The following is a 13,461-nucleotide window of genomic DNA, read 5'->3' on the forward strand; positions in this document are numbered from 1 at the left end:
ATTAACTCAACTTAAAACAATTCATTTATGAAGATTACGCTACTAAAAAACCTGGTTATGCTTGCGGCTTTTTTAAGCTTTGGCATAGCACAGGCCCAAGACGTATCGGGAACGGTTTCCGACGCCAGTGGCCCTTTACCGGGAGCAAGTATTGTGGTAAAAGGCACCACCACTGGGGCACAAACGGACTTTGATGGAAATTACACCTTGAGCGGAGTGCCCGAAGACGCTACTTTGGTGTTCAGCTATATTGGTTATGCTTCTCAGGAAATACCTGTAAACGGCCAATCTACGATCAACGTAACTTTACAGGAAGACGCCCAAGCTTTGGACGAAGTGGTCATTATAGGATACGGTTCAACAACCGTAAAGGATGCAACGGGATCGGTTGCCGTTGTCACTTCAGACGATTTCAACCAAGGGGTTATTTCTTCTCCAGAGCAACTTATTCAAGGTAAAACCTCAGGTGTTCAAATAACCCAATCAAGTGGTGAGCCTGGAGCTGGAATGAATATACGTATTCGAGGTACCGCATCGGTACGATCGAACAACAACCCACTATTTGTTGTTGACGGCATCCCTCTATCTGGAGAAGACACTTCCGCCAGTGGAGGAAACACAGGAGCAGGTGACAGTTCACCTAGAAACCCATTAAACTTTTTGAACCCCAACGACATTGAAAGCATCAGTGTTTTAAAGGATGCTTCGGCTACGGCCATTTATGGGTCAAGAGGAGCCAATGGCGTTGTTATTATTACCACTAAGAGCGGAAAAACAGGGAAAGGTCAATTAGAATGGAGTTCAAACTTAAGTTATTCCACTCCTGCCAATAGATTCGACCTTCTGAACCGGGAAGAATATTTAAGTGCTGTTTCCAAGTTTGGAGGTGACGCCAGTGCTCTTGACTATGGTTACGATACCGATTGGCAAGATTTAATTTTGCGCGATGCCGCTTCGCAAAACCAAAATATCTCCTACGCCAAAAACTATGGCAAAGGGAATGTACGGGTTTCATTAGGCTACGGAAAACAATTCGGTGTGGTCAAAAACTCATCTCAGCAGCGTATGACAGGTAGAATAAATGCCTCTCACCGTTTCTTTGAAGACAAGTTAAAATTAGATGCCAATGTTACTTTTTCCAGAATTAATGATGAAGCCGCGGCAATCAGCAACAATGCAGGCTCTACTGGGGATTTATTGGGGTCAGCCTACTTCGCCAATCCGACATGGCCGGCGAGTACCAGCTTTTCGACTGGAGGAGCGGAAATTAACCCGTTACAACTTTTAAATTATTATCAAGATCATACAGACACAAATCGATTTCTAATTAATCTATCGGCAGAATACAGTATTCTTGAAAATCTTAAAGCAAAAGTTTCTGTTGGCTATGATGATTCGGGATCAAAGAAAAATCAAGCACAATCCTCTCTCTCGACTGCTATTGGAAAGGCCGCTGGACAAGGAGAAGGTTTTTTAAGCGAGCTTTATGCCACTAGTAAATTAATGGATGTAACCCTTAACTATACAAAAGATTTTGACAATTCTAAATTGGAAGCCTTGGTTGGTTACAGCTTTCAAAGTTTCAGGAGAGAAGAAGGAAACTATCAAGGTGTAGGCTACTCCACTACGGATTTAAACAAAATGGTACGCGATTTAAATACTTCTAAACTACTAATTGAAAATAGCTTAGACGGCAGCTACCAACAATTTGGATATAACCAAAACGGTACCTTTGTAAACCGATTGTTCCCGAACATTTCTCAAAACGAAAGTGTATCTTCTCCTGGAGGAGTTCCTGTTTCAGCAGTAAGAGGGGATTTTAAAGACTTTACCGATGAACTTCAATCATTCTTCGGAAGGTTGAATTACACTATTTCAGAAAAATATTTATTGACAGGAACGCTTAGAGTTGATGGATCTTCACGTTTTGGACCTAACAACCAATACGGGTATTTCCCCTCCGGAGCTTTTGCTTGGAAAATAGGTGAAGAGGATTTTATCCCAGAAGTAGTTTCCAATTTAAAACTTCGATTAGGGTATGGAATTGTAGGTAACCAAGACGGTCTTGGTTACGGTAACTTCACTACTAGACAGCGTTTTGCATCAATAAGTATTGAAAACAACCAAAACATCAACCCTCCGGGCCTTGAAACAGTTTCGTTTACGAACCCTGACCTAAAATGGGAATCTACCGCCCAAGCTAATATTGGACTTGACTTTGGTTTCGCGAATCAAAGACTGACCGGTAACATCGATGTATATCACAAAACCACCAAAGATTTGTTACTGAAACAAGAAGCTGCCCAACCCTCTCCTCAACCTTTTTTCTTTAGCAACCTAGATGCCGAAGTTATCAACCAAGGTATTGAGTTCTCTTTGGCCTACGATATTATTAGAGCTGAAAATGCTAGTTGGAATCTAGGTTTCAATTTTGCCTACAATGATAATGAGGTTAAGAATTTTGACGGATTAATTCAAACTGGCGAAATCAACGGAAACGGTTTAACTGGAGCCTACTCACAATTACTTGCCGGCGGGCAACCCTTGTTTTCTTACTATCTTAGAGAATTTGGCGGATTTGACTCCGATGGCTTTTCGACTTACCCCAACGGTGACGTCCAGCAATTTGTTGGTAAAAGCGCATTACCCAAAGTGAATCTTGGTATAAATACCAATGTAAACTATAAAAATTGGGATTTCAATGCTTTTCTAGCTGGCCAATATGGTTTCTATGTTTACAACAATACGCAAAACGCCTACTTTACCGCAGGTATTCTTGCCGTAGGTAAAAATGTCACTCAAGATGTTGTTTCTTCTAATGAGTCAGGAGCTAACGCTGCAGATGTATCTACCCGCTTCTTGGAAAAAGGTGATTTTATGAGGCTACAAAATGCTTCACTTAGCTATAACTTCCCGATGAGCGGTGAAGGTCTTTTTAAAAGTCTGCGCTTATCTTTAATCGGTCAAAACCTTTTTGTAATCACAAATTACTCAGGTCTTGACCCCGAGGTAAACGTTCCAAAATCACTAAACAACATTCCTTCATTAGGAATTGACTATACAGCATATCCAAGACCAAGAACATTTACATTGGGCATAAATGCAACATTCTAAAAAAACTATGATGATAAAAAACATAAGTAAAATTTTTATTTGGTGTATAGCCTTGGTATTCGTTGGCTGTACGGACCTTGAGATAGAACAATCAGATTCTGTCTTCTCTACATTAACCGGTGAATTCACCGGTGTAGAAGACCCTAATGCGAGTTTGGAGGGACTTTACAACGATTTTCGCGGACAAATTGAAAGCCAAGAAAACCTATTTGCCCTTCAAGAAGTGAGCAGTGATGAATTTTTGGTTCCTACCCGTGGAACCGATTGGGGTGACAACGGTGTATGGCGTACTTTACATTCGCATACATGGAGCGCAACCCATCCGAGAATAAAAAACACTTGGAATGACCAAAACAAGAACATATTCAACGCAACGGCAATTATCGACAGTAGAAGTGGCGCTTCTACACAACAAGTCGCGGAAGCAAAATTTTTAAGGGCCTTAAGTATGTTCTGGCTAATTGACTTATATGGCCAAGTTCCTTTTAGAACCCCCGATGAAGGGCCTGATGTAAACCCTACGGTTTTAACTAGGAACGAAGCTACTGATTTTGCAATTACTGATCTTAACGAGGCTATTAACGATTTACCGGCATCCGGACCAAGTGATGGTTTGAACAAAGCTACAAAAGCGGCAGCTCGTTATCTCTTAGCAAAAATACTTTTGAACAAACACATCTATAACGGCTCAGGTACGCCTGACTCTGGTGATATGGCAGAAGTAATTAGCCTAGTAGACGATATTAAAGCTGATGGCTTTGATTTACAAGCCGGTTTCTTCGATTTGTTTAAAGAAGATGTAGATAATGAAACCATACTCTTCACTACATCCAGTGCAGGTAACAATATTTGGAACTCACTCCATTACAACCAAGTAGTACCCGATCAATCTGGTGGTTGGAATGGTTTTACGACCTTAGCTGAGTTTTACGATTCTTTTGAAGGAGACCCAGACATAAACATACCTGGATCTAACCAAGAAGAAAGAAGAGGTTTTGTCCCAACCGATGGATCACATTACGGCATCGGATACGGATTTTTAATAGGTCAACAATACGATGCTGAAGGAAAGCCTCTAAAAGACCGCCAAGGTAATCCCCTTGCCTTCACAAAGGAATTGCCAAACGGACTTATAGTAAACAACGAGGTTACGGGTATACGCGTAATTAAATACCATCCAGAAAATGGCGCCTTTGCCAATCATAAAATTGTTTTTCGATATTCTGACGCCCACCTTATGAAAGCAGAAGCTATTATGAGAAGTGGTGGAGACCCCACAGATTTGGTAAACGAACTTCGTGTAATTAGGGAAGCTACTCCTTTACCTACAGTTTCAGAAAGTGATTTACTAGCTGAAAGGGGACGAGAACTTTATATGGAATTATGGAGAAGAAACGATTTGATTCGCTTCGGCCAATTCACGGCACCATGGCAGTATAAAGAAACTTCAGGAGACGAAACAAAAACATTGTTCCCTATTCCTGCAACAGCTATAATCTCCAATCCCAACCTAGTTCAAAATCCAGGATACTAGAGTTTACGATTTAAGTGTTTAAAAAGGCTCCGACTTAACAGTCGGGGCCTTTTTTTTTATAACAGAGGCGAATGTATCCTACTTCAAAAACAGCCTTTCACAACTATTAAAAGCCAACGACCATTTCCAATTTTAAATCTGTGTCGACCCTATGCTGTCCTTTGACCTTGAACAGGGCCGTAAAATACTTTTTCCCCTTCAGATGATCGGCCTCGAACTTCTGAAGACTATCCTTATCCGTAAAATATTCCGCAGTAGCACTCACACCGATATCGTGTTGGGAGAAAAACACAAAGTGTTCGGTATTGCCAATACTCGGGTATTTTGAGACAATCGCATATTCTTCATCTACCAAGGTAGACCCCATGCTCCACGAGGTATCCTCTAGGCTAGGATGCCCCGAAAGTACCAATGTTCGCGATGTTAAGGTGAAAAACGGGTTAGCATCGTTAAAAAAACCTATGAATTGGTTCTCGTTTTTCAAAGGCCCGGCATAAATGGCATTTCCCTCTTTGATTTCAGGCAAGGTAGTCTGGGTAGAGAACCTGATGGAAAACCCTTTGTCATAGCGCTGAAAAAACTGCTGAAACCGTTGCGAGGCCATTGCCGCCATACGGGTAGTGTAACTGTACTTCGCAGGATGGAGCATCCCCTTCAACTCGGGTTTTCTTTCCAATAAATCGTAGAATTCATCAATATTGTTGATCTCAAAATCACGGGTCCACCCCTTCCCCCCGGTCAAGGTTTGTCCCATAGCCCCAAAGTGATCTCCAAGAACAAGGTTGGTAGAAGCACCGGAACCGAGAAAAGACCTCCATAGCGATGGTGTTTTAGGAGGCATGTAGGCCACCAACAAGGCTACCAACGCAAGAAGCAACAATCCGTACGGGAGTACTTGCCTCCAGCCTATTTTTTTTGCCCATCCTACCGACACCTGTTTCTTGACAAACCGCACTTTATACTGCCCTTTATCGATTTTTAACTGCCAAGCTTCGGCACTGCCCTCGCTCTCGTAATAGGCCAGTAACTTTTTTCTCAAGTTGTATATATTGACCCTGACCCTCGGATTGTTCTTTTCTTCGACCTGATCATCCTTAAAGAATTCGAGTTCTATTACGGCTTCCTTTAAATGGGTTCCTTTCTTGGTCGCCTCGTACAAATACTGAAGTAGCCCTCTGCTGGTCGGGGCGTTTTTAAAGGTTTCACTTTCCTTAATTTTAGAAACAATCTCTTGTTCAAGTTTTTCGCTCAAATGCATGAAGAATACAATAAAATAGGTAGTTTCAAATCTGCTTTAACCGTTATAGCTACCGTTAAAGAAGGGTTAAAGTACTAAGAATAAAGCGTAAAATATACATTTACCCCATTGATTTCAACGCCATTCCCTACCCCAATACACTTTTGGCAAGGGCATAGGCAATCGATAAAACAAACCGACACGGCATTCATGCCATTAATACATCCTAACCATGAAAATGAATATAAGCTCTAGCGTATTACTATTCACCCTGCTCTGCATGTTCGGCGCGAATGCCATGCAATCGAATACGGAACCCAACGAGGTCGAAACCGAAAAAATGTACCTTTCCGGCACGGGAAAGGACGATATGGTAGACTGGGAGTTCTTCTGTTCCGATGGAATGAACAGCGGCAAATGGACGACCATCGGTGTTCCGTCTTGTTGGGAATTACAGGGTTTTGGTTACTACAACTACGGCAAGGACGATTTCAAGGTACGCAAGAACGAGTACGGACGCTACAAATACCAGTTCGACCTCCCTAAAAAATGGAGGAACAAGGAAATAAAAATCGTATTTGAAGGCGTTATGACCGATGCCGAGGTCAAGATCAACGGAAAATTGGCCGGCGAGGTGCACCAAGGGGCCTTCTATGAATTCAAGTACTCTATTTCACACCTTTTGAAATACGGTGAAAAAAACATGTTGGAAGTCAAGGTCAACAAGGCTTCTTCCAACTCCTCCATCAATCACGCCGAGCGTGAAGCCGATTTCTGGATTTTCGGTGGAATTTTTAGACCGGTCTACCTACAAGCTTTTCCAAAAGAAAACATAGAACGTGTCGCCATCAACGCCAAAGCCGACGGAAGTCTAGAAGCCGATATCTTTACAACATCTAAAAAGGCGCAATCGCTACGCCTTTCCCTATCAGACCTCGGCCATAACAAACTGCAAGAACTCCCCCTTACCGATATCAGCAAGGAACAAGGAAAATGGCACGTTTCAACAAAAGCCCATGATATCAAATCATGGAACCCAGAATCACCACAACTGTACTTCTTGAATATTGAACTTTTGAACAAAAAAGGGGAGATTCTACACAAGACCCTAGAACGCATAGGTTTTAGAACCGTTGAAGTTCTTGAAGGCGACGGGATATACGTAAACGGGCAACGCATTAAGTTCAAAGGGGTGAACAGGCATTCGTTCTATCCGTCCTCCGGTAGAACCACATCTAAAGAACTAAGTATAGAACATGTAAAAATGATGAAAGACATGAACATGAATGCCGTTCGTATGTCGCACTACCCACCAGACCCCCACTTTTTAGACGTTGCCGATTCACTGGGACTTTTTGTTATAGATGAAGTGTGCACTTGGCATTCGCCCCATCTAGATACCAAAGTGGGCCGAAAAATTGTTAAGGAAACCGTGGTTCGAGACGTCAACCACCCCTCCATTCTCCTTTGGGCCAATGGCAATGAAACCGGATGGAACACCGCCCTCGATGATGATTATGCCAAATGGGACATCCAACAACGGGAAGTCATCCACCCATGGAACATCTTCAGAAAGACGAATACAATGCACTACCCCAGCTATCACGTTTTTGCATACGACACCTATGCAAAAGACAAAATATACTTCCCTACCGAGTTTTTGCACGGCCTATACGACGGTGGACACGGCGCGGGCTTAGACGATTATTGGAAACAGATGTGGAATATGCCCCTAGCTGCCGGAGGGTTTTTATGGGACTTTGCAGATGAGGCCGTGGTTCGAACAGATAAAAAAGGAATACTAGATACCGATGGCAATCATGCAGCCGATGGTATCGTCGGACCCTATGGCGAAAAAGAGGCCAGTTACTTTAGCATTAAGGAAATCTGGTCTCCGATATACATAGAAGACCGCTATATAAAACCGGACTTCAACGGTGTTTTTAGGATAGAGAACAGGTATCACTTTACCCATTTAAACGAAATTAAAATGATAGCTAAATGGGTACGGTTCGACGGCCCCAAAGGAACGGATAAGGTTAAGACCATATCCGAAACCACAGTTGCATTACCAAATCTGGCCCCTGTTACAAAAGGAGAGTTTAAAGTTGACCTCCCCAATAACTGGCAAACCGCAGATGCCTTGTACTTAACGGCAACGGCCCCTAATGGCTCCGAAATATTTACATGGTCCTACCCCATAAAAATTCCTAAGAAAATAAACGAAACCTACATCGACCTATCGGAAGAAGGGGAAATCTCAACCCATACCGAAGCCGGACGAATAAAGGTTGTAGCGAATGGGATTCAGTATAGCTTTTCAGAAAAAACAACTTTGTTAGAAGAGGTGAAGAAGGCAGGTAAAATTATTCCTTTTAATAATGGCCCGATAATTTTTGACCATAAAGACAAAATCGAATCCGTAAAGATCAACAAACTTAAAGGCAAGGTAGAGATTCTTACCGTTTTCGAAGCATCGGATAAGTCGCCCAGTTGGGCCAGCCATAAAGAGTATAGTTCCGATGTCATCAAATGGACCGTACACTCCAACGGCCTGTTGGACCTACATGTAGAAATTAAAGGCAAAAAAATAGTAAAGGGGTTTAAGGGCATTACCTTTTCTTTTCCCGAATCTGAAGTTAGCGGTATGAAATGGCTGGGTGATGGCCCCTATCGCGTATGGCGGAACAGAATGAAGGGCACCAAATTTCAAGTTTGGGAAAACGATTACAACAATACCGTTACCGGTGAATCCGGTTTTGTATACCCAGAATTTAAAGGATTCTTTTCGAGCCTGTATTGGGTAAAAGTAAAAGGGAAAAACAACAACGGTTTTACGGTATATTGTAATTCCGAAAATACCTTTTTGCGCATGCTTACCCCCCAGCATCCTAAAGAAGATCCCAACCATAGGGTTTCGGTAGATTTTCCGGAAGGCGATATTTCCTTCGTAAAAAACATTCCCGCAATTGGAACCAAATTTCAAACAGGAGACAAAATGGGACCTCAAGGAAATTCGGAAAACTACTTTGGAAACGACGATGAACCCATAACTATACATCTGAGCTTTGAATTTTAGATATATACCCCTTCATTAAGACCAAAAAAACATATCTATAACCGAGAGCCCTGTGTAACGCAGGGCTTTTCAATTTTAACACTATCATTTATTGGATATAATCCATATATTAGGAATTATTCCATAATTTAGCTATCCAATTTTTTAAAGGATAGTTATGCAAAAGATTCTCTCACCGCCCGTCCTTTTACACTTTAGTAGATCTGCAGAAACAACTGCAAACCTGTCCGTTACCATAAGCACAGATACAACCGCCTTTCTCAAAATCCCTTGCGCATGTATTTGAACTGTCATACTTATTACAGCCTTCGCTATGGCACATTAAAACCAGAAGAACTTTTGGCTTTGGCGGCCGAGAACAACAATGGGGTTTTGGCATTGACCGATATCAACAATACCTCAGCCTGCCTCGATTTTGTACGTCTGGCCCCGAATTATGGTATCAAACCGGTTTTAGGTGTAGACTTCAGAAACGGGGTCGACCAGCAATTTGTAATCCTAGCCAAGAACAATGATGGCTTTAGGCGCATCAATGCCTATCTATCTTCCTTTTTGCACCGACCAGGGGCGATCATACCGGAAAGCCCTATTGAAATGGAGGACTGTTTTGTGATCTATCCCTTTGAAAAAGGAAAAGACCGTCTTCTGAACAAAAACGAATACCTAGGGGTCGCACCAAAAAAATTACGCCATTTAAAATTTTCGAAAAGCACTTTTGAAACGGATAAATTGGTGCTATTGCACACAGTATCCTTTCGCGACAAAAGAGGCTTCAACACCCATCGCCTTTTGCGGGCCATCGACAACAACACCTTGTTGAGCAAATTACCTGAGCACGAACAAGGTAGTGAAACCGACCGTTTCTTAACTGCTGAAGCAAGGGAGCGGATTGCCGTCGATTTTCCTGAATTGACAGAAAACACAAAACGATTACTTGATAGCTGCCATATTAAATTTGATTTTTCAAAAACCACGCCCAACAACCAGCGTTCGTATACCCAAAACGAAGAACTGGATTTTCGTTTGCTTCAAAAGCTTGCTTATCACGGCATACCCTATCGTTATAAAAAAGTAGACGAAACCATATACAGTCGGGTGTCAAAAGAATTGAACATTATAAAGGAGAAAGGTTTCGTTTCTTACTTTTTGATCAATTGGAAAATTTTAAAATACGCAAGAAGCAAAGGATACTTTTATGTAGGTCGCGGCAGCGGGGCCAATAGCATCATTGCCTATTTACTGCGGATAACCGATGTAGACCCCATAGAACTTGACCTGTATTTTGAGCGCTTCATCAACCTATACCGCCAAAATCCCCCTGACTTCGACATTGATTTTTCTTGGTCGGACAGGGATGACATCACCCGGTTTATGTTCGAACGGTTTAAGAATACCGCCCTCATTACCGTTTACAATACTTTTAAGTTTAGGGCATCGGTACGTGAACTGGGAAAGGTTTTTGGCCTGCCCAAATCAGAGATAGATATACTTAGCAAAGGCAAATATGACATCAACCAGCTCGATAGACTTTCACAACTGGTCATAAAATACAGTCGGTATATACAAGGCTTCCCAAATTACTTGGGCATTCATGCCGGAGGTGTTTTAATTTCGGAAAAGCCCATACACCATTATTGCGCCACTTTTATGCCTCCCAAAGGCTTCGCCACCACACAAATCGACATGGTGGTCGCCGAAGATATCGGTCTGTACAAATTCGATATTCTAAGTCAACGCGGCCTAGGAAAGATTAAGGACGCCGTTGAAATCATAACAAAAAACCACAGGAACATAAAGTCGATAGATATTCATGACATCAAACGGTTCAAGGAAGACCAACGTATTAAACACTTATTGAAAAATGCCAAGGCCATAGGCTGCTTTTACGTAGAATCGCCCGCCATGCGTATGCTTTTAAAAAAATTACAGGTCGACAACTACTTAGGCCTGGTCGCCGCAAGTTCGGTCATTCGACCGGGAGTGGCAAAGTCAGGAATGATGCGGGAGTATATTTTACGCTACCGTTACCCCGAACGCCGAAAAGAGGCCCACCCTGTTCTATTGCACATTATGCCCGAAACTTTTGGCGTTATGGTCTACCAAGAAGACGTCATTAAAGTGGCACACCACTTTGGCGGGCTAACACTGGGCGAGGCCGATATGCTACGTCGGGGGATGTCGGGAAAATTTCGCTCCCGAGACGAGTTCCTAAAAGTAAAACAACGGTTTTTCGACAATTGCAAGGCTGATGGCAAGCCCGATGCGGTAACCCGTGATATCTGGAGGCAAATCGAAAGTTTTGCCGGCTATGCCTTTGCCAAGGGACATTCTGCCTCATATGCCGTTGAAAGCTATCAGAGCCTTTTCTTAAAGGCATACTACCCTATAGAATACATGGTGGCCACGCTCAACAATGGCGGTGGCTTTTACAATCGGGAACTGTACATACACGAGGCCAAGATGCACGGGGCCCTTATTGAAGCGCCCTGTATCAACCATAGTGAATACCTAACCCGGGTACAAGGGAAAAAAATCTATCTCGGCTTTAGCCTTCTAAAAGATTTGGAAACCCGTACGGTAGAAAAAATACTTGCCGACAGGGCACAACATGGGACCTACAAAAACCTTGACGATTTTATCGATAGGGTCTCCATTTCAACAGAACAGATGGCCATACTCATTAAAATCAATGCATTTCGTTTTACCGGAAGCAATAAAAGGGAACTTCTTTGGTCTGCCTACCTACAAACAAGCAAGATTCCCAAAGAAGAGCATGTCAACACCTTGTTCCGTTCAGAAAAAATATCGTATAAAACCCCTGAACTAAAAAGTAGCGAACTAGAAAACGCCTTTGACGAATATGAACTTTTAGGCTTTCCATTGTGCAATCCGTTCGATTTACTCGCCTCCCCAAAAAAGAATGCTTTGAGGGCTAGCGAGCTACTTTCTTATAAAGGCAAGATCGTTACTATTGAAGGCTATTTGGTAGCCACAAAAAATACCGCTACCTCAAACGGAAAACCCATGTACTTCGGTACATTTTTAGACCGAAGCGGCGACTTTATCGATACCGTTCACTTTCCTCCCGTAGCGGCCAAATTTCCATTTAGGGGAAAGGGCATCTACTCCATCACCGGAAAAGTAATGGAAGAATTTGAGTGCGTCAATATTGAAGTAACGACCATGTACCGCCAGGCCATTATTGAAGACCCAAGATATTCGGATAACCATAATACAACCTTGTCCCATGTCTGAAGAAAGAGCTATAGTACACATGGACCTCGATACGTTTTTCGTGTCATGCGAGCGCTTGCAAGACAGTCGTCTAAACCACAAGCCCATATTGATCGGGGGCACATCAGACCGAGGGGTAGTAGCCTCATGCAGTTACGAAGCCCGAAAGTTCGGTATTCATTCGGCCATGCCCATGCGTATGGCCAAACAACTCTGCCCCGAAGCCATTGTGCTAAGAGGCAATGCCACAACCTACAGCAAATATTCAAACCTGGTTACCGAGGTAATCAAAGACAGTGTGCCCCTATATGAGAAAAGTTCGATAGATGAATTTTTTATAGACCTAACGGGAATGGACAAATTTTTCGGATGCCATCAAATGGCCATCGAACTTAGGCAACGGATCATCAGGGAGACGGGATTGCCGATTTCCTTTGGGCTATCGACCAATAAGACGGTATCCAAAATAGCCACGGGACAGGCCAAGCCCAATAACCAAATCAGGGTTTTCAAGGGTACGGAAAAACCCTTCTTGGCCCCCCTATCCGTACGAAAAATACCCATGGTCGGCGAGGTCACCTATAAATCGCTATGCGATCTGGGAATCAAAAAAATTGTCACCGTACAACAAATGCCCATGCAATTAATGCATAAGGTACTGGGTAAAAACGGATTGAGTATTTGGAAGAAAGCCAACGGCATAGACAACAGCCCCGTAATCCAATATCACGAACGAAAATCGATATCTACGGAACGCACCTTCGACAAAGACACCACAGACATTAAAAAGCTAAAAAGCATCACTATAGCCATGGCCGAAAATTTAGCCTATCAGTTAAGAAGGGGCAATAAACTAACGGCCTGCATCACCTTTAAAATACGCTATTCCGATTTTCAAACCTATACACAACAACAGAAAATACCTTACAGCTCCCTCGACAGCAGCATATTGCCCGTTGTTCTGAACTTGTTCGAAAAACTCTACAACAGGCGCCTGCTGGTTCGTTTAATCGGTGTTAGGTTCAGTCATTTGGTAGAGGGCGGGCATCAGATCAACCTATTTGAAGACAACGAAAAACTGATACGCCTTAGCCTTGCCATAGACAAAATGCGCGAGCGCTACGGAGACCGCTCCGTTATCAGTGCCGCTGGAATGGAAGCCAAAAGCATCAGCCGATGGAATCCTTTTTCCGGGGAGCCCCCTCCCCTCTTACCGAATAGAAGAAGGTAATTTATAGCTATTCCTGTCGGCCATACCCCTCC

Annotated in this window: 6 protein-coding genes; 5 read left to right on the plus strand and 1 reads right to left on the minus strand. The window is 42.9% G+C overall.

Annotated elements, in window-relative coordinates; translation table 11 throughout:
- Window positions 1-27: 27 nt before the first annotated feature.
- Together B4Q04_RS01405 and B4Q04_RS01410 are read left to right on the plus strand one after the other, a co-directional pair.
- Window positions 28-3,114 carry a SusC/RagA family TonB-linked outer membrane protein gene (locus B4Q04_RS01405; protein ID WP_088695786.1) on the plus strand — a complete coding sequence of 1,029 codons (3,087 nt, stop codon included), beginning with the start codon at window positions 28-30 and terminating at the stop codon, window positions 3,112-3,114.
- Between the two features lie 7 nt (window positions 3,115-3,121).
- Complete coding sequence (locus tag B4Q04_RS01410) at window positions 3,122-4,648, plus strand: RagB/SusD family nutrient uptake outer membrane protein (protein ID WP_088696362.1); 1,527 nt, start codon at window positions 3,122-3,124, stop codon at window positions 4,646-4,648.
- 106 nt (window positions 4,649-4,754) lie between these two features.
- On the opposite strand, the gene B4Q04_RS01415 is transcribed toward B4Q04_RS01410, so the two are convergent.
- Window positions 4,755-5,900, minus strand: coding sequence for a helix-turn-helix domain-containing protein (locus tag B4Q04_RS01415; protein WP_123772316.1), 1,146 nt, complete (start codon window positions 5,898-5,900; stop codon window positions 4,755-4,757).
- A 217-nt stretch (window positions 5,901-6,117) separates the two neighbouring features.
- Between B4Q04_RS01415 and B4Q04_RS01420 the strand changes: the two genes are divergently transcribed.
- The 3 genes from B4Q04_RS01420 (at window position 6,118) to dinB (ending at window position 13,429) form a co-directional block, all read left to right on the plus strand.
- Window positions 6,118-8,964: a glycoside hydrolase family 2 protein gene (locus B4Q04_RS01420; RefSeq protein WP_236630954.1), complete on the plus strand. Its 2,847-nt coding sequence runs from the start codon at window positions 6,118-6,120 to the stop codon at window positions 8,962-8,964.
- Window positions 8,965-9,240: 276 nt separating this feature from the next.
- Complete coding sequence (locus tag B4Q04_RS01425) at window positions 9,241-12,219, plus strand: DNA polymerase III subunit alpha (RefSeq protein WP_088695789.1); 2,979 nt, start codon at window positions 9,241-9,243, stop codon at window positions 12,217-12,219.
- Complete coding sequence (gene dinB / locus B4Q04_RS01430) at window positions 12,212-13,429, plus strand: DNA polymerase IV (protein WP_013992622.1); 1,218 nt, start codon at window positions 12,212-12,214, stop codon at window positions 13,427-13,429. The genes B4Q04_RS01425 and dinB overlap by 8 nt, the downstream gene beginning before the upstream one ends.
- Window positions 13,430-13,461 lie beyond the last annotated feature (32 nt).

This window comes from Zobellia sp. OII3, assembly GCF_002211465.1.
GTDB classification, from domain to species: domain Bacteria; phylum Bacteroidota; class Bacteroidia; order Flavobacteriales; family Flavobacteriaceae; genus Zobellia; species Zobellia galactanivorans.

What these genes read in the sequence shown, in the direction of transcription:
- B4Q04_RS01405 (WP_088695786.1), top strand. Translation starts at nt 28, where the DNA reads ATGAAGATTACGCTACTAAAAAACCTGGTTATGCTTGCGGCTTTTTTA.
- B4Q04_RS01410 (WP_088696362.1), top strand. Translation starts at nt 3,122, where the DNA reads ATGATGATAAAAAACATAAGTAAAATTTTTATTTGGTGTATAGCCTTG.
- B4Q04_RS01420 (WP_236630954.1), top strand. Translation starts at nt 6,118, where the DNA reads ATGAAAATGAATATAAGCTCTAGCGTATTACTATTCACCCTGCTCTGC.
- B4Q04_RS01425 (WP_088695789.1), top strand. Translation starts at nt 9,241, where the DNA reads ATGTATTTGAACTGTCATACTTATTACAGCCTTCGCTATGGCACATTA.
- dinB (WP_013992622.1), top strand. Translation starts at nt 12,212, where the DNA reads ATGTCTGAAGAAAGAGCTATAGTACACATGGACCTCGATACGTTTTTC.